This is a genomic window from Microcoleus sp. BR0-C5 (assembly GCF_036705045.1).
In the GTDB taxonomy this organism is placed as follows: domain Bacteria; phylum Cyanobacteriota; class Cyanobacteriia; order Cyanobacteriales; family Microcoleaceae; genus Microcoleus.
Genome location: NZ_JAUBTR010000019.1, coordinates 1 through 17,805, shown reverse-complemented (window position 1 = coordinate 17,805; position 17,805 = coordinate 1). Strand labels below are relative to the sequence as shown.

13 protein-coding genes and 1 tRNA gene are annotated in these 17,805 nt (G+C 46.1%); 9 read left to right on the top strand and 5 right to left on the bottom strand.

Features of this window, described 5'->3' with window-relative positions; all coding sequences use genetic code 11:
- Positions 1-248: 248 nt before the first annotated feature.
- Positions 249-3,833 carry a PAS domain S-box protein gene (locus QUB08_RS11665; RefSeq protein WP_333224864.1) on the bottom strand — a complete coding sequence of 1,195 codons (3,585 nt, stop codon included), beginning with the start codon at positions 3,831-3,833 and terminating at the stop codon, positions 249-251.
- Positions 3,834-4,593: 760 nt separating this feature from the next.
- Positions 4,594-4,983: an AbrB family transcriptional regulator gene (locus QUB08_RS11660; protein ID WP_015179394.1), complete on the bottom strand. Its 390-nt coding sequence runs from the start codon at positions 4,981-4,983 to the stop codon at positions 4,594-4,596.
- Positions 4,984-5,248: 265 nt separating this feature from the next.
- Between QUB08_RS11660 and QUB08_RS11655 the strand changes: the two genes are divergently transcribed.
- The 4 genes from QUB08_RS11655 (at position 5,249) to pyrR (ending at position 8,127) form a co-directional block, all read left to right on the top strand.
- Positions 5,249-5,692 (top strand): Rrf2 family transcriptional regulator, encoded by a 444-nt coding sequence (locus QUB08_RS11655; protein WP_333149870.1) that lies wholly within the window; start codon positions 5,249-5,251, stop codon positions 5,690-5,692.
- A gap of 37 nt (positions 5,693-5,729) precedes the next feature.
- Entirely contained in the window at positions 5,730-6,131 is a 402-nt protein-coding gene (locus QUB08_RS11650; RefSeq protein ID WP_333224863.1) for a GFA family protein, read from the top strand.
- A 109-nt stretch (positions 6,132-6,240) separates the two neighbouring features.
- Positions 6,241-7,320, top strand: coding sequence for an adenosylcobinamide-phosphate synthase CbiB (cbiB, locus tag QUB08_RS11645; protein WP_333224921.1), 1,080 nt, complete (start codon positions 6,241-6,243; stop codon positions 7,318-7,320).
- Positions 7,321-7,593: 273 nt separating this feature from the next.
- A complete protein-coding gene (pyrR, locus tag QUB08_RS11640) occupies positions 7,594-8,127 on the top strand; it encodes a bifunctional pyr operon transcriptional regulator/uracil phosphoribosyltransferase PyrR (RefSeq protein WP_333224862.1) in 534 nt (177 codons plus the stop codon).
- Positions 8,128-8,753: 626 nt separating this feature from the next.
- On the opposite strand, the gene QUB08_RS11635 is transcribed toward pyrR, so the two are convergent.
- A tRNA-Ile gene (locus tag QUB08_RS11635) sits at positions 8,754-8,826 on the bottom strand.
- Between the two features lie 185 nt (positions 8,827-9,011).
- On the opposite strand from QUB08_RS11635, the gene QUB08_RS11630 reads away from it, so the two are divergent.
- Positions 9,012-9,701, top strand: coding sequence for a hypothetical protein (locus tag QUB08_RS11630; RefSeq protein WP_333224861.1), 690 nt, complete (start codon positions 9,012-9,014; stop codon positions 9,699-9,701).
- A gap of 68 nt (positions 9,702-9,769) precedes the next feature.
- The gene (locus QUB08_RS11625) at positions 9,770-11,248 is read left to right on the top strand and encodes a hemolysin family protein (protein WP_333224860.1); all 1,479 of its coding nucleotides are present in this window, start codon (positions 9,770-9,772) and stop codon (positions 11,246-11,248) included.
- A gap of 140 nt (positions 11,249-11,388) precedes the next feature.
- Here QUB08_RS11625 and queC read toward each other — a convergent pair whose 3' ends face one another.
- Together queC and QUB08_RS11615 are read right to left on the bottom strand one after the other, a co-directional pair.
- Positions 11,389-12,063, bottom strand: a complete 675-nt coding sequence (queC, locus tag QUB08_RS11620) for a 7-cyano-7-deazaguanine synthase QueC (RefSeq protein WP_333224859.1) — start codon at positions 12,061-12,063, stop codon at positions 11,389-11,391.
- Positions 12,064-12,309: 246 nt separating this feature from the next.
- Positions 12,310-13,644 (bottom strand): cytosine deaminase, encoded by a 1,335-nt coding sequence (locus QUB08_RS11615; RefSeq protein WP_333224858.1) that lies wholly within the window; start codon positions 13,642-13,644, stop codon positions 12,310-12,312.
- Between the two features lie 418 nt (positions 13,645-14,062).
- On the opposite strand from QUB08_RS11615, the gene QUB08_RS11610 reads away from it, so the two are divergent.
- From QUB08_RS11610 to QUB08_RS11600, 3 genes are all read left to right on the top strand, one after another.
- Positions 14,063-15,310, top strand: coding sequence for a GTP cyclohydrolase II (locus QUB08_RS11610; protein ID WP_333224857.1), 1,248 nt, complete (start codon positions 14,063-14,065; stop codon positions 15,308-15,310).
- An 89-nt stretch (positions 15,311-15,399) separates the two neighbouring features.
- Positions 15,400-16,482: an adenylate/guanylate cyclase domain-containing protein gene (locus QUB08_RS11605; RefSeq protein WP_333224856.1), complete on the top strand. Its 1,083-nt coding sequence runs from the start codon at positions 15,400-15,402 to the stop codon at positions 16,480-16,482.
- Positions 16,479-17,726: a URC4/urg3 family protein gene (locus QUB08_RS11600; protein WP_333224855.1), complete on the top strand. Its 1,248-nt coding sequence runs from the start codon at positions 16,479-16,481 to the stop codon at positions 17,724-17,726. Before QUB08_RS11605 ends, QUB08_RS11600 begins: the two co-directional genes overlap by 4 nt.
- Positions 17,727-17,805 lie beyond the last annotated feature (79 nt).

The following is a 17,805-nucleotide window of genomic DNA, read 5'->3' as shown; positions in this document are numbered from 1 at the left end:
GTGTATAGACCTTTGAGCGAGGATTTTATCCCATCCCAAGACTATTGTGGCCGCAGCTAAAATAACTGTTTGGGGAGGAGGGCTGTTTCATTCGACCTAGGGGCCGTACCCGTGCCGGCTCTCTTGGTCTGACCTGCCGAACGAATCGTCTAGGTCGGGGGTAGGCATTCTTGGCACTACCCCTACAGCAAATTTATAGGATAAGATGCACATTCCGCCGCCGAAAGCTCCGATGCACATTGCGCCCCCTACCGCTCAATTTCATCAATCAAATCTAGTATTTTTTGATAATCAAAATTATATAGATGATTCCTCAGAACTTCCGCAAAAACATCATTATCGCTGCCGATTTCCTCAATACTTGTGGCAATCAAGTCGAAGTCAGCCTCACGGACTGCCTGTTTTAGATTCCTCGTCCATTCTGGGGAAACTTTTGGCTTGGAGTCCAGTGTAAATATTGCAGCACTATCAGATATTTTTTCTTGTACCATACTTGAACTCTGCGATAAATCATTGACTTCAGCATATGTATTGATTACTTCACCAGCACCCGCTGCGGTAACAACTTGAATATCAAACTTGAAGATAGTCCCTTGTCCCACTTCGCTCTCGACGGTAATGTCGCCGCCCATTAATCTTATGAACTCGCGGCTGATGTTTAATCCTAAACCCGTACCTGTTTGAACTTTTTTTTCTGATGAAGTTTGCACCAATAATTCAAATATGGTTTCTAATTTGTCGGGATAAATACCCACTCCTGTATCGGCTATTTCAAAAGTAATAAAAAAAAATTCTTGAGTTTCCCTAATATTTAAAAAATCTTTTTTTATAGGCTGAATTATTCCTCCTTGCTTGGAGCATACAGTGACTATAACTGAACCATTGTGGGTAAATTTAACCGCATTATCTAATAGATTAATTAGCACTTGTCGCAACTTAACATCATCAGTTTCTACGTATTGGGGAACATCGGCAGAGCAGTCAATAATTAATTGCAGTTTTTTATTTTTTATTGAAATTTTAAACATATTTTGCACGTCGCCCAGCAAGCGGTACAAGTCAAAAAGTTTGGCGTTTAGTGTCATGCGCCCAGCTTCTATTTTAGATAAGTCTAAGACTTGATTGATCAGTTGGAGCAGGTGCTCTCCGCTGCGGCGAATAATTTGGATATTTTCTTTTTCCGGCAAAGTTAAATTAGCGCTGGGTTCCATTAATTGAGCGAAGCCGAGAATGGCGTTGAGGGGGGTTCGCAATTCGTGGCTCATGTTGGCGAGAAAGAGGCTTTTAGTTTTGTTGGCAGCTTCTGCGGCTTCTTTGGCTTGTTGGAGTTCTTGTTCTGCTTGTTTACGATCGCTCATATCAATGATTATGCCGTGCCAGACAATATCTCCATTTTCGCGCAATTCAGGTCGAGAATAACCTTGCAGCCATTTGAGTTTTCCCGATGCTGTCACAATCCGCCACTCGTGGGAAAATAGTTCTAGATCAGTGGCACTTTTGACAATTGCCTCGAAGTGACTGGATCGATCGTCCGGGTGCATTTGTTCGTAGAGTAAAGCAGAGTTGTTCTGGATTTCCTCCGGCTCTAATTCTTGAATTTCTCGGCACAGAGGGCTGATATATTCCATCTTGACTGAGCCGTCGGGATGCTGCACGAATATGTAAAGTTCTCCGGGAACAGTGTTCGCTAATTTATGAAACAGAGCTTCGCTTTTTTGCAAGGCTAATTGTGCTTGTTTGCGATCGCCAATATCAATCCCAAATCCAAACAAGAAATCCAGACTGCCACCTTCGTCGAGCACCGGTGTGCCGTGCCACTCGACTAACAAAGTCCGATCGTCCGAAGTGAGAATGCGATGTTCGTTAACCGTTTGCTCCCGCGCTGTTACGCCCGTAAAAATCGAATGTAATCCGGCTCGATCGCTTGGGGGTACAAATGTAGCTAAGTAATCTTTGCCTGCAACTTCTGTGGCAGTATAGCCCACAGCTTCCAGCATACAGTTATTCGCCAGCAGGATTTTACCCTCAGAGTCGATCGCCACAAAAAAAATCGGAGAATTTTCGATAATCTTTAAGTTAAAGTCGCGCTCTTGACGGATAATTTTTTCAGCTTGCTGGCGCTCCTCAATTTCGAGCTGCAAGCGGGCATTGATCGAGGCTAGCTCCCTCGTGCGATCGACTACTTCAATTTCGAGGGTACGGTTGTAGTCAGCCAATATTTGCTCTGCGTGTTTGCGAGCCGTAATATCTGTAAAAACATTAAGAACATAAAGGATATTGTCCGCACCGTCAAACACCGGCAGCGCTCGCACTTCCAAACGAATATTTTGCCCGTCTCGGCGAATTTCCATATCTTCAGCAATCACCTCGAAGCCACTCAACGCCCGCACAAACGGCATTTGCTCGGCCGGGTACAGTTGATTAGTGCCTGTTATATAAGTTTGATAAGCTTCTGGTAGCTCTTGTGCGGTAGCATCGGGCATTTCTCCCCTGCCTAATATTTGCTCTCCCGCCGAATTCATGAAAATAACTGCGCCGCCCGGATTGATCGCCGAGACTCCAACGGGCAAATTTTCTACCAGTTGGGCAAATTTTTCTTCACTTTCTGCCAAAGCTTGAAAAGACTGTTTCAGTTGATCTGCCATCTCATTGAAAGACTGCGCTAATTCGCCGACTTCCTCAAGCCTACTGACAGTAACAGCGCGATCGAACTCTCTGGCGGCAATATCTTTAGCTGCTTCATTGAGCCGCCGCAGCGGCAGCGTTACCCACCTCGCTGTCAGCACTCCAGCAATTGTCGATAGCAGCAGCGCCCCCCAACAAAGTAAAATTGTAGTGCGCGTATTTTTGTTAATTTGCCCCATGAAATCAGATTCGGGAACTGCGATCGCAATCACCCAGTTCAAACCGTAAACATCAGAAAACGGCAGCACTTCCACAAAATATTCCTGCGCGTCTCGGCTAAATTTCAGTTGCTGCCGCTGCTTAATGTCGCCAAAGCCCCCGAAGTGTTCGTACAAATATTTACCTGCGGTGCGAATGACAGGAGTTTGGCTGTCTAAAACATTTAGCCGCTGCCGTTGCTGCTTTCCCGGCATCTTTCTAAAGGGTGATTCTTGACTCGAACTGGCAACCAGCAAGCCCGATCGTTCCATCACGAAAATTTGTCCCGTTTTGCTAAACTTGATGCGATGAAGATATTGCTCAAGCTCCGAGAGTGAAAAGTCTACGGCACAAACTCCCAGCAATTTACCATTTCGATCGCGAATTGGTTGGCTGGCAGCAATAAAAACAGTCCCAGGAGTAAAACCTGGATAAATGCTCGTCCAAATCGGTTTGTTTGCTGCGACAGCTTCTTTGTACCAGGGGCGGAGACGGGCATCGTAGGTTCTGGGTTCTGCCTTTAATTTAGCGGTGCGAGTGCCTCTGCCGTCTGTAGCGTAGTACATGCTCTGAAAGTTGCTAGACTTCGAGGCGGCGACAATTTGCAAGCTGTTGTCGTGAGGGTTGCGCCAAATGCCGAGATATTCTCCTGATTTTTCCGCACCGAAGGATATCCATTCAATGCTTTTAAAAGATCGCATTTGTTGCCAGAGGAACTTCTCTCCCCGAGGCTGCGGCTTTTCTAAGTGTAAGTTTAATTCACCGCCCTCGATCGCCGAGGCGTTAAGTTGATTTACCCACTGGGTAGGTTCGAGAAAAGAAATCAGCTTTTCTTCAACTCTCTTTCCCGTCTCCGCGATCAATTTCTCGGCGAGATCTTCGACTGCTTTGTCTCCGTTGCGAAAAGACAGATACCCGACAATCCCAACGGCTGCGACGATTTGCAGCACAAAAGAGGCCACTAGAAGGTGACGCAGGGGGATTTTTATTTGGTGTTGAGAAGTTTTGCTCGCGAATCGGGGCAACGGCATAGGCTGGTGACTAATTGCTCCCTAACACTTTAACTGTTCTAGCCTGTAATTTCACTCACGGGCGATCGAGGTGTTTCCTTGCCCTCAAAACCCCTCCCACACACACACCAATCAGGAGCAAGCACGAGACTTATACAATTTGAGATTTGAGATTTGAGATTTGAGATTAAATAATTGGCGATGAATGAGGAAGCTCGTGCTTTGGAGTTTGCCGACAGTTGCATTCTTTTTTTTAAACTGGTATGACGCACTCTTGGCCCAGAATACCTCTGCCATTTTCTTGCTTTGTTCGGTTTCGTAGCTCAACCTAACCTGCTTCTTGCCTGGAACCTCGACCATCGAAACTCAACATTCATCCGTTAAATCCGCTATACAATCCCTTGGTGAACATCCATGCGTTACATCCGTTACACCCGGTACACAATCCGTTGCCGAACTTCTCTTTAACAGCTACGCGGAAAATCCCCCGCTTGTCCAAACGGATATAGCGAGGGTCGAGAATAGGTATTCTCGGAAAATATAAAGTAGTGGCAGTGGCTTTTGTCTAGCCATTGCCATCTATAGAAGCCATACTTTTTGAGGCTCACAGAAAGATTTCAGAGCCAACTCTCTGCTTGCAGTCAATGCTTGAAGCCAAACCAACCTGTTCAAGCAAGAAGTCAAAGCAAGTCGTAAAAGCCTAGGATTCTTCTTCTTCTCGATCGATTTGGCGCAGGTGAATGTGCTTGCGTCCCAGAGAGATTTCAAATTCATCTCCTGGCTGGAGTTCCATCTGTTTGGTGTAGGCCGCTCCAATCAGTAAGTTGCCGTTAGATTGAACGCTAATCCGATAGCTGGCAGAGCGTCCGCCGCGTCCATTGCCGTTTTGCTTCCCGTCTAGCTGAATGCCTTCTGCATCAATCAGCGCATTCAGGAATTTCATCATGTTGACCCGTTCTACGCCGTTCTTGGTAACGGTGTAGTAGCCACAGGCTCTAGCTTTTTCTTCCTTGGTAAGGTTCTCTAGGTCTTTGACCTTTTTGATCAGATCTTCGCCTTCAAGGGGTTCGATATTTTTCTTTTTAGCCATTTACTGAGTCCTGAAATATTCAACTGGTGTACGGATTTTTTCTCGGTTGGTTTTTAGTTTGACCAAGAAACTTTAGCTTTATAGCTGGTCGTAAAACCATATTACACCGATCGGCTCAATTGTTAACCACTATTATCTAAATATTTTTAACAACCTGCAGTCTTTCTTGAGGAGTAGCGGCAGCCGGTGCGAGCAATCTCTAAACTCGGTAGCATAAGCTATCAGCTATCAGCTAGCTAAATATTTGCCCCGCTCTTAAAATCCCATGAAGTTAACCACACGCGGACACTACAGTGTCAAAGCATTACTGGATCTAAGTTTGCAACCTCGCTTTGGCCCGACATCGGTGAAATCGATAGCGAAGCGACAGGAGTTACCTGCTCCGTATCTAGAAAAATTGCTGATTGAAATGCGACGAGCCGGTTTAGTCCAATCTGTTCGGGGTTCCCAAGGTGGATATCAATTAGCCCGCATGCCCGCTCAAATCTCTTTAGGACAAATCTTAGAGGCTGTAGGTGAAACTATTGAACCTTTACCTCGACATTTTCCCGACGCGACGCAAGCAGAGGACTGGGTAACATTCAGTTTGTGGAACCGATTGCACAAAAAACTTGCCGAAGCGCTGTACAGTATTTCCCTCGAAGACTTATACTATGATGTCCGCAGTTGGCAAGCGGCTCTTGGGGAAGAAACTAGCTTTATCATTTAAATGGTAAGTTCATTCATTCGATCGGCAGCAAGCACACATGGACGCAACACTTGTTACTTACTTTGGTGGCTGTCACTGCGGAGCTGTCCGCTTCCGTGTCGCCGTTGACAAACACGAAGCATCTGATTGCAACTGCTCTATCTGTAAAAAGAAGGGATTTTTGCACCTCATTGTGCCACCGGAACGTTTTACCTTGCTCAGTGGCGAAGATGTTTTGACCACCTATACATTTAATACAGGAACTGCTCAACATACTTTCTGCCGAATTTGCGGCATTCACTCGTTCTATCGCCCCCGATCGCATCCCGATCATTTCGATGTCAACGTCCGCTGTCTTGACGACTATGCCATTGAACACTTTCAGATCCTACCCTTTGACGGTGTTAATTGGGAGCTGAACGTACACTTGCTGGGCGACGAAAGTAATCTCAGCCGTTAAAATTGCAGCTCAAAAATCTTGCCTCCGCAAGGGTAGCAGTAGTTAAAACCTGCGCTACCATTGCGATCGCTCCTGCTCGGCCGGACTATCAAGTTTGACACAATATATAATGATGCCGGATGAATTTCCTGTTTTGATGTTAGCTGCGGTATTAGATTATTCGATCGGCGATCCTTGGGGTTGGCCACATCCGGTGCAGGCGATGGGTTGGGCGATCGACCGCTATACTCGACTTGTCTTTAATATATGGAATAATCCCCCAGGCAAAATGCCTGAAGCAGAGGATAGTCCCGCTGGCGAGCCGCACAAACTGCTGCTACGATGTGCTGGTACAATACTAGCGATCGGGCTGATTGTAGGCAGTTATACTGTCAGTTGGTCGAGCGTCCAAGCTGCTAGTTGGGTAGATCCTCTTTTAGGTATTGCCATACAGACCATTTTGCTGGCAAGCTGTTTTGCAGGTCGCAGTTTGAGGGCAGCAGCAGAGGATGTGCTAGCACCTTTAAATGTTGGAGATTTAGTCAAGGCGCGAGAAAGGTTGAGCCTTTACGTCGGCCGGGATACCGAAAACTTATCCGAGCCAGAAATTCTGCGAGCATTGTTAGAAACTGTAACAGAGAATGCAGTCGATGGTGTGACAGCACCGCTATTTTATGCCTTACTTGGGTTCGCTCTGCCGCATCTATTATTAACTGTTACCGCTGCGCCGATCGATCCTAACTCGATGTGGGCGAGTGCTATAGTCCCCTTGGCGATCGCTTACAAAGCAGCCAGCACATTAGATTCTACGATCGGCTACAAAGAAGCGCCATACACAGATTTAGGATGGTTTAGCGCCAAACTAGAAGACGTGCTGACGTGGATTCCTTGCCGGCTAACAGTGATTACTTTAGCCGTTATATCGGGCAAACCGATTTACATTTGGCAGATTTGTCAGAGAGATGCTGTTAAAGATGCCAGTCCCAATTCCGGTTGGAGCGAGTGCGTTTACGCCGCCATCTTGGGAGTGCAACTAGGAGGTACTAATTCCTATCGCGGAGTTCTCAAACACAAACCGCTGTTAGGCGAGCCGGTTCACCCTATCACAGCGCCGCTAATTTGCCAAGCATTGCAATTAACTCGGTATTGCTTTCTGATTTGGTTGGGACTATCATTGCTTTTTTATACCTTATTAGGTTTGAGCCGCTAACTTATGACCTCACTAGAACAGTCCAGGAGGCATAAATAACGTATTTCTGTGATTGTTCGCGCTCAGCCAAGCAATCGCAGCATCTGCTTTTCATCCGTTCGGGGTAAGTCCTGCAGAAGACAGAGATCCGCCACCGACAGCAGCAAAAAAAGTTTTGACCTTTGTTCAAACCCCCAGATTCATCTGTCAAGTCAATCTCAAATCTCAAATCTCAAATCTCAAATCTCAAATTGTTCGATATGCCAACAGCCAACAATTAGCTCGCAGCAACCAATGACTAAAATTATCCAAATTTTATCGCCTGATGAAGTGAGGCGCACTCTCACCCGCGTCGCTTCCCAGATTGTCGAAAAATCAGGGAATCCCTCGGAGTTAGTGCTGTTGGGCATTCATAGTAGAGGAGTGCCTTTAGCTCAAATTTTGGCAGATCAAATTGAAGTCCTCGAACAAGTCAAAGTACCCGTGGGCGCTTTGGATATTACCTTTTACCGAGATGACTTGGATCGAGTTGCGATGCGGACACCGGCTAAAACAGAAATTCCTTTCGATTTGACGGGCAAAACTGTGGTGTTGGTAGATGACGTTATATATAAAGGCAGAACGATTCGAGCGGCTTTGAATGCGGTCAACGATTATGGGCGGCCGGAGAAAATTTGGTTAGCGGTATTAGTCGATCGTGGCCACCGAGAAGTACCGATTCAGCCGGATTTTACGGGTAAAAAGTTGCCGACTGCAAAGGAAGAACAAGTTAAGGTTTACGTTCAAGAACTCGACGGGCGCGACGGAGTGGAGTTAATTAAGGGATAATACGATTTGAGATTTGAGATTTTAGATTGGGCAAAACTGACAATCAAGCATCCGGGATACAAGCCCCCGGATTCATCCGTCCAGAAATAAAAAACCTGTATCCGATAAAGGAGCCCCCGAATTTATCCGTGGGGTCAATGCTTCAATTCTAAAATCTAAAATCTAAAATCTAAAATCTAAAATCGATTGACTGTTCGACTAAATTAGTATATTTTGGGCGGGCTAGGAGCAACGCCCCCCAAAAAGATTGAGAGTCTTTGACGCACGGGTGGTCATCCACCGGGTTATTTCACAGCAATACTTGGGTGACGCCTGCAGAAACGGTAAAAAAAGCCGATTTATCAGAGTCACAGCCGGCAGAAACCGGCTTTTTAGTGTCCTTAGCGAATTTTTGGCCAAATAAACCAGGTTTCTACGAGAATATTGGCTTGAGCAACCAAGTACCTAGGAACTCAAATGTTGCACCATTCTCAATAAGCTTTTTAGGGACAGGCTTTTCGGCCTGTTCCACAAGAAAATTCACTCTTTGTGGAACAGGCCGAAAAGCCTGTTCTTGAGAATGGTGCAACATATCAGTAGGAAGAAACCTGGTTTTGCGCGCTTGGAGCGTCATGATTAATTTTAAATCGGCAGTGCAGGAGTTGAACCTGCCTGGGGCGAATTATGAGTTCGCTGCCTAAACCGCTCGGCCAACTGCCGTTAAGTCGATTTCTTCGACCTAACTCAAAATGAATTATAACATAATTTCTCAGTCCGTGCTAGAACTAGAGAACAAAAATCAAAATCTTTAGATCTGCTGAGTCCCCGATCGCCTGTTAGCCAATGTGCTGGAGCCGATCGACCGGACAAAGCAGTTTCTAGGACTCGGCATAAACTTATAGGCAATGGCAGTGAATTCGACGGTAGTGCTGACTCTAATTCTGCTGGCTCTGATGTTTGGAGCAGGCGTGACGAGTTCTGTTTGGGGATTTACTATAGGTCGCGAAGCCTTGCAAGGAACGACTCAACCCGATATTCGCCCCAGCAACAATGCTGGTAGCGGCAAGCAGGGAACTCAGGCTAGCAAAGACCAAGTAAGCATTTTGAAAGAAAAAGACATTCTCACAACCGTCAAAGCACGGGTAGAAGGTCGCGATCCCGAAAAAACGGCCGGGGCAAATACTAAAACAGAGAAGGCAAGCTCTAAACCAGCCGCGGCCAAAAAACCGGCTGCACAAAATACCAGCGCCAAGTTTCCCCTGAACAGTCGCGACGGGGGAATAACCCTGGAAGTGAGCGCGGCCAGTCAGCGCAACAATTCCATGCTGCTAGACGTGAGCATGAAAAATGAAGGTTCCCAAGCTGTGAGGTTTCTCTACAGTTTCTTGAACGTCACTGACGATCGTGGCCGGGCCCTGAGCGCGACTGCCGAGGATTTGCCGTCGGAACTCCCCCCCAACGGGCAGGTGTTTTACGGTACGGTGAGTATTCCCACAGCTTTGCTGGAAAATGCTAAGGAAGTTTCGCTGACGCTGACAGATTATCCAGGTCAAAAACTTCAGTTGCAAATATCTGGCATTCCAGTGGCGAAGTAAAATAAAAGAAGACCAAACCTGCAGACGGATTCTCAGGTTTGATCGAGAAAGTTTTTTTAGGGAGCATTGTGTCACTTTTAGGGGCGAGAGTGCAGGAGATATCTGATTTACCCGCGATGAGTTTGACAGAGGTGCTGTCGCGGTTGCTGTCAGTGCTGTTGCTGATTGCGATTAATGCTTTTTTTGTGGCGGCTGAGTTTTCGATGGTGACGGTACGCCGATCGCGCATCAATCAGTTAGTGGAAGCTGGCGACGTTGCAGCTTTAACTGTGCAATCTTTGCAGCAAAGTATTGAGCGATTGCTCTCGACAATGCAGTTGGGAATCACTCTTTCTAGTTTAGCTCTCGGCTGGATTGGGGAAAGTACGATCGCCGTGCTAGTGAGAATGTCGATCGGCTATTTGCCACTGCCAATTTACATCAAGTCGGCGATCGCCCATTCTTTTAGCATATCAATAGTAACTTTTTTGTTGCTAGCTTACCTGCAAATCGTACTGGGCGAACTCTTTCCCAAATCTGTAGCGTTGCTGCATTCCGAACAGCTAGCCAGAAGTTTAGGGCCTCCGAGTTTATTGATTGCCCGTTTGTTCAAGCCCTTTGTGTCGTTTCTCAATCAATCTACTCGCTCGCTTTTGCGGTTTGCTGGCATCGAATACGATCTAAGACATCGGCCGGTTACTCCCGAAGAACTGCAATTAATTATAGCTACTTCCAGCGAATCCAGCGGCTTGGAAGCAGAAAAGCGAGAATTGCTCAACAACGTGTTTGAATTCGGCGAAGTTTGGGTAGAAGAAGTAATGGTGCCGAGGCCTAGCATTGTCGCACTTCCCAAGACGGCAACTTTTCAAAATTTGCTCGACGAAATGGCGATTTCTAACCATTCCCGCTATCCCGTGACGGGAGATTCTTTCGACGACATTATCGGCATTATTGGCTTCAAACAACTTGCAAAACCCCTAGCTGAAGGTTTGCTATCTCCCGACACGCCAATTGTAACTTGGATGGGTTCGGTGAGGTTTGTGCCGGAGATGATGCTGCTGGGGGAACTGCTGCCTTTGATGCAGAGTTCGTCGGAAGAAATTGCGATCGTAGTTGATGAATTTGGCGGCATTTCCGGGTTAGTGACATTGCGGGATTTGATAGCCGAAATTATCGGCCGCAGCTACGAGTCACCCGACAGTAAAGAAATTGCTTTGCAAGTATTGGACGATCGCACTTATTTAGTGCAAGCGCAGTTAAATTTAGATGATGTGAATCAAATATTGAATTTGGATTTGCCAGTAACTGACGAATATCAGACAATCGGAGGTTTTCTGAGCTATCAGTTGCAAAGAATGCCGGCTGTGGGGGAAGTTTGGCGCTGCGAAAATGTGGAACTTACGGTTGTTTCTGTGTCCGGGCCGCGGTTGGAGCAACTTCAAATTCACTTGTTGTCAGGGGCGGCGGGCGATCGAGCTTTAGATGAAGTTGCAGCAGCGGATGAGGAAGTTGTGGGGAAAGGGCGAAAGAATAGCGGGGTGAGTAGTGTGGCGAAATTTTCTAGTTGAGATTTTGATGAAAAGGGCGAGCAAAATAGCGCAACTTTTTATACCAAATCTGAGTGGGCAACCCCGTTTATTCTTTAGTCTCTTAGAGAGCGAGCAGAGTTTATGGAGGAGCGCTTTCAACCGCCGAATCGGAATACTGTTTAAGCATAAGGCACCGGATCTTTCAGCCCCAATTCCTCAAAAGCAGCCAGCCGCAACCGACAAGAATCGCAAACGCCGCACGCATTTTCGCCGCCTGCGTAGCAAGACCAAGTTTGCTCCCAAGGCACTCCCAACTTGTTGCCTAATTGAATAATTTCTGTTTTTTTAAGTTCGATCAAAGGTGTTATAATATTAATAGCTTCTCCTTCCCTTCCCTGCTTTGTTCCTAACCGAAATACTTCCTGCATTGCTTGGATGTAATCGAGGCGGCAGTCGGGATATCCCGAATAATCTAAAGCGTTGACACCGATGTAAATGCGATCGGCTTCTAGAGTTTCTGCGTAGGCGAGGGCAAAGCTGAGAAAGATCGTATTTCTAGCTGGAACGTAGGTAATAGGGATGTTTTGGGACATTTCTGCCAGATTGCGATCGATCGGCAATTCCATCTGATTATCCGTCAAAGCCGAACCGCCCCACAGTGTGAGGTCAAAGTTTACTATCTGATGTGCCTTAACCGCTGCCGAAAGTGCGATCGCCCGCGCTGATTCCAACTCCCGCCGATGTCTTTGCTTGTAGTCAAAGGAAATAGCATAACACTCGCAGCCGTCGGCTTTGGCTTGATACAAAACAGTTGAGGAATCCAGCCCTCCTGATAATAAAATAACTGCTTTCACTTAAAACATCCTCACTAGAATTAGCTTTTATATTTATATCAAAATAGTGGCGAATTGACAATATACCAATGCTAAATGCTTTTTAAAACCTACATATTACACCATTGTCAAGAACGTGCAATATGCCCGTTCCACAAAACTCAATTAACTGGTTCCCCGGCTCTGCCTAGTAACGAGTAGAAAGAAAATTCATCTTTGTGGAACAGGCATCTTGCCTGTTCTTTATATTGGTGCAAAATGTCACATTTAAGTTGCTAACAATTCGTCTAGTTCGCGGTAATCTGGCAAAGCTGTATCAATTTTAATGCCCTGCCGCAAAACTGTGCGATCGCCCTGCGCTCTAGATAACAATTCGCTGAAATTCCGCGCCTTAAACAAAATCAAATCTGCTGGTAAACCAACTGCAATTCGTCCTAAATTCGGCAATCCCATTAAATCGGCTGGAGTCTTTGTCACTGCACAGGGCCAGTCTCCATAAGGCCTATCTAAATGAGCGATGCGGACTGCCATATTAAAAACTTCCAAAACATCATGATCGCCAAATCCGTAAAACGGATCGCGACAATTGTCGCTAGCAACTGCAACGGGAATTCCGGCTGCTTTGAGTTCGTGCAGCAGTGTCACTCCCCGCCAGCGCGGTGTATGCTGAGATTCTCGGTCTTGCAGGTAAAGGTTGCACATCGGCAAGCTGACAATGCCGATATTTGCTTGCTTGACTAATTCCAGAGTTTCTGTTACTAAATCTGAGGGTTGTACGGCTAAACTACAGCAGTGTCCGCAGATAATTTGACCGGAAAATTGATGGCGGATGGCGGTTTTTGCGACTTCCCGCAGTGTTACTGATTCTGGATCGTCGTTTTCGTCGGTGTGGAAGTCGAGGTTTAAATTTCGTTCTTTGGCTAAGGCAAAAACTCGATCGAGTTGTTTGTCTAAGTCGGGATTCATATAGGCGAAGCCGCCGAGAATGCTGCCGGTTTGGGCCATGCGATCGGCTAATTTTTCGCCGGCTGGTGTCAGGAAATAGTCGAGGGAAACTAGGGAAACTGCTTGCAATATCAGCCGATCGCCCCATGCGGCTTGCAGCGCTTCAAATACTTCTAAACTCACGGTTCCCTGTTCGCCCGCGCTGTCGATGTGAGTGCGGATAGCCTTGGTTCCGTGGGCGTAGCTGCACTTGAGGCCAAACTCCATTCGCCGGTAAACATCCTCTGCATTCCAGTTTTTTTTGGCATCAGCGCCTACCGCTTCGATCGCGCTGGCAAAAGTTCCATCGGGATTGGGCGATCGTTCCCAAATGTGGCCTTTGTCTAAATGGGTGTGCATATCCACAAAACAAGGCCAAACTAAGCCGCCCTGCAAATCTATAACTGGGATATCTCCAGAGGAGGATACAGGTTTTGTACCTGCTGGGATAATTTGGACAATCGCCCCTGCTGCAATTTCCAAATCCACCAAACAAAAATTGTTCTCACTCCCCCTTGTCGCCACAGTAGAAGCTGACGGGGCGATCGATTTCATCTCTAGAAGAGAGGCGGGTACGCGACCATTTTTGAGCAAATAATTAGATGTACTTGGCAACATTAATTTTGTGAGGTAGTATGTATTTTCTTGATAATTCAGAACTACCAGTTGTAACTATAGCAACCCTTGCAGGAATTGTGAACATCTCTATTTTCCTCTTTCTATATTTTATATAGGCTCTGCGTCCTCTGCGCCCTCTGTGGTTAGTTCAAAAAAATCTCATGCACAAATGAAATAGAATCGCTAAAGAAACTTGAATTAAATATGTAGCTTTGTTGTTGGTAGTGCAGCCCCGATCACTGAAGCACAAATATAAAATTTTTATATTTTTGAAGAAACCGCGCAAGTCAGCTTCACGAGTTTGGCTATGCCGGATACTTCCAGAGCCTGAATCCTTTTGCTATCATAAATCACTGCTTCACATTGCAATTTCACTTTCAACTAACAGCAGCATCCATAGCAAGAGCCAAAAACAACTGTGTCAAAACCCAAGCATATAGTTTTAACATCCCATCCCGACAGATCCGGCACAAAACCTCATCCCATCCACTGGGGAGAAATCGATCCGCTGAAACGGGGGCCTGTGATTGGCAGCCTTACCAAATCGTCTCACCGGAATGCGATCGGCACTCATTCGGGTTCCTACTCTGTTTATCGCGCGCTAGCAGTTGCTTCCGGCGCACTCCAAGCAGATCACCGCCCCGATTTTACCAACACCTCTCCGGCCGCACACATCGGGCCGCACGCGAGTTGGGGCGATCGCAATTTGATTGTTTCTCTCGATCCGTTTGGGGGTTTGGTCAGCGAAATTTATACTTCATTTATCCAGCAGGGATATGATATTCGACCGACAATTGCTGTCACTAAAGCTCACATGAATATGCCAGAATTGCAAGATGCCATCGCTAAGGGGCGAGTGCAAATTGATGGCAAAATAGTCAAAGCAGGTGGCAATTTAGCAGTAACTAAAATTGCGATCGACCCGGTATGGTATTTGCCGGGAATTGCTCGGCGTATCGGCGCCCAAGAAAGCGTCCTCCGCCGTGTCCTGTTTGAGCAAACAGGGGGAATGTTCTCGGATTTAGTGACGCGGCCAGACTTACAGGTTTTCTTGCCACCAATTGGCGGAACTACGGTTTATATTATTGGCGATGTCGCGAATATTTCTGACCCGGATAAGCAGTTGGCGGTACGGGTACACGATGAATGTAACGGTTCTGATGTGTTCAGTTCCGATATCTGCACTTGTCGCCCTTATTTGGTACACGGGATGGAAATTTGCATCCAAACGGCACAAGCCGGCGGTTCTGGGGTAATAGTTTACTTCCGCAAGGAAGGGAGAGCTTTGGGGGAAGTGACTAAGTTTTTGGTGTACAATGCCAGAAAACGGCAGGAAGGCGGCGATCGAGCTGATGCCTATTTTGCTCGCACTGAATGCGTGGCGGGAGTTCAAGATATGCGGTTTCAAGAACTAATGCCAGACGTGCTGCACTGGTTGGGGATCTCTCGCATTGACAGTTTAGTTTCTATGAGCGATATGAAATACAATGCGATTATCAATTCTGGCATTCATGTGGTCGATCGCATCCCCATTCCTGAAGATTGGATTCCCGCAGACGCACAAGTCGAAATCGTCGCCAAAAAAGCCGCCGGCTACTACACGCCTGACCCTGTGCCAGATGCTACAATTCTTGCAGAAGCGATCGGACGCGATTTAGGAGATTAAGAGGGCAAAGACGCGACCGATGGGACGCGAACAATCGCGTCTTTGCTACATAAAATTTATTGCTGGTTTTTGATCAGTCAGGGTAGGTTATGGCTAATTTGCGTTCTAGTGTGATCGTAAAAACAGATATTTGTGGATATACCGCCAGAGTCAAAAAATTATCTCAGTCGGACTTAAGTAGTTTGTTAAACGAGCATAAAACTTTTGTTTCAGATATTAGCGCCCGAAATGAAGGCAGCGTGATTAAAGGGGAAGGTGATTCATTTTGGATAATTTTTCCTAGCGTCACAGCAGCGGCTGTAGCCGCCATAGAAATGCAGCAAGAATTGAGAGCGCAACAATCTAGCAAGGCGAACGACGAACGATTGGCTATTCGCGTGTCGATTACATTAGGAGATGTCTTGCATCAAGATAAAGATATCTTTGGCGATACGGTGAATTTAACAGCGCGCATAGAATCAGTAACTCCGCCGGATGAAATATATTTGTCCCAAGCAGCATGGCTGGCGCTCAACAAAGCAGAAGTGCAAACGTCTTTTGTCAACGAGTTTTCTTTGAAAGGGATGAGCGAACCTGAAAAAGTCTACAAAGTTGACCAAAGTTACAAAACGCGAATCATCAAGAATCAAGCAATAATTAAAGCAGATTTGAGAGGTTTTATAGCTTATCAAGAATCTAATTCTATCAAAGACGTTGAATATTTGCTCACAAACTTTGATACTTTTGAAAAAACAATTTGCGAAGAATACGGTGGCACAATTCGGAGTATTGTTGGTGATTCGCATTTGTTGACTTTCCCGGAAGCTCACTCAGCCTTAGCGGCAATGGAAAGTCTGTGCGAGAATTGGAAACTTTTTATTAACGCCAATCAAATACCTTGTGGCTTGTCGGTGGGAGTTGCTAAGGGAAATTTATATATATTTAGGTCTTGCACTTACGGAAAAGATATTCACATCGCGGACAGGCTGGAAGATTTAAGTAAAATAGTGTCTCCGGGAAAAGAAAAAAACTCGGTGATAGTTTCCGATCACATAAAACGCGAAGTCAGCGGGTCGAAGTGGGAATATAAGCTGATCAAAATCGATAAAAATGCGATTTTAGATAATCTTTTAGATTACAGTCAGTTTGACTTTTTTCAAGAAAACGATGTTTACCGATGTTTGGTAGTATGAAGTTGCACAATATTGAACTTGAGACTGTAGAATATCTGAGAACGCCGGCTGCTATTCGCCAAAAGTGCGATCGGCTTTTTGATTTAGCCAGCCAGGACAAACTCCGCTACTTCCGCGTCGATTTATCCCAACTCGACAAAGCAGCAAATTATGTAATTGACACAACGCGCCAACAGTATCCCGATTTTAACATTCCCTTTCACAGTCGCTGGCGACATTTTGAAGCTGGCAACTTGTCGCGACTCGCCGAATTGAATGCAGCTTTAGCAGAATTTGCACTCATAGAGCAAGCTAAGATCAAATTTGATTTAGCAATTGTCAGCGTTTTGCTTGATGCCGGTGCTGGTGCAGATTGGCAGTATTGTGAACAAGAAACCGGGCAGGTTTACCGCCGTTCTGAAGGGTTAGCAATAGCCAGCTTGCGGATGTTTTGTCAAGGTGTTTTTTCCAGCAATCCCGATTTTCCTTGGCAAGCTGATTCTCAGGGACTTTCTAAATTAAAACTAGAAAGCTTAGCGGCGGGATTTCAGGTAAGTCGAGACAATCCGCTAGTTGGTTTAACAGGCAGATTAGAATTATTGCAGCGTTTGGGAAATGCGATTTGCCAGCATCCATTATTATTTGGCAGCGAAAACCCGCGTTCCGGTAATTTAGCAAAATACTTGCTCGACAGTGGGGTTTCGGGAGTCAACACTGTGAAGGCTGCTGAAGTATTGAGCGCTATTTTGACAGGTTTTGGGGAAATTTGGCCGGGAAGATATGCAATTGGTGGTGTTAATTTAGGCGATGTTTGGCGGCATCCGGCTTTAACAGGAGAAAATCTCGGCGATGACTTGGTGCCGTTTCACAAACTCTCGCAGTGGTTGACTTATTCGCTGTTGGAACCGCTGCAGGAACTTGGTTTAGAAGTGACTGGATTGGATGAGTTAACGGGATTGCCGGAGTACCGCAACGGCGGTTTGTGTTTGGATATCGGGCTGCTGCAGGCAAAAGATTCGGCTATTTTTGAACAGAGTTACTTGCCTGGTTCGGAAGTTATAGTGGAATGGCGATCGCTCACTGTCAATCTTTTAGATAAAATTGCCGCAGCTATTCGAGAAAAGCTGCATTTGAGTGCGGATCAATTGCCGCTGGTGAAGATTTTGCAAGGAGGAACTTGGACGGCGGGGCGGAAAATTGCGGGCGAATTGAGGCCCGGTGGAGTGCCGCCAATTCAGATTGAAAGTGACGGCACTGTGTTTTAGAGGGAAGAAGGAAGAAGGAAGAAGGAAGAAGGAAGAAGGAAGAAGGAAGAAGGAAGAAGGAAGAAGGAAGAAGGAAGAA

Bases quoted from the DNA above. Each gene is read 5' to 3' on its own strand.
- QUB08_RS11660 (WP_015179394.1), bottom strand. From the start codon at position 4,983: ATGGCTAAAAAGAAAAATATCGAACCCCTTGAAGGCGAAGATCTGATC.
- QUB08_RS11655 (WP_333149870.1), top strand. From the start codon at position 5,249: ATGAAGTTAACCACACGCGGACACTACAGTGTCAAAGCATTACTGGAT.
- QUB08_RS11650 (WP_333224863.1), top strand. From the start codon at position 5,730: ATGGACGCAACACTTGTTACTTACTTTGGTGGCTGTCACTGCGGAGCT.
- cbiB (WP_333224921.1), top strand. From the start codon at position 6,241: ATGATGCCGGATGAATTTCCTGTTTTGATGTTAGCTGCGGTATTAGAT.
- pyrR (WP_333224862.1), top strand. From the start codon at position 7,594: ATGACTAAAATTATCCAAATTTTATCGCCTGATGAAGTGAGGCGCACT.
- QUB08_RS11630 (WP_333224861.1), top strand. From the start codon at position 9,012: ATGGCAGTGAATTCGACGGTAGTGCTGACTCTAATTCTGCTGGCTCTG.
- QUB08_RS11615 (WP_333224858.1), bottom strand. From the start codon at position 13,644: ATGTTGCCAAGTACATCTAATTATTTGCTCAAAAATGGTCGCGTACCC.
- QUB08_RS11605 (WP_333224856.1), top strand. From the start codon at position 15,400: ATGGCTAATTTGCGTTCTAGTGTGATCGTAAAAACAGATATTTGTGGA.
- QUB08_RS11600 (WP_333224855.1), top strand. From the start codon at position 16,479: ATGAAGTTGCACAATATTGAACTTGAGACTGTAGAATATCTGAGAACG.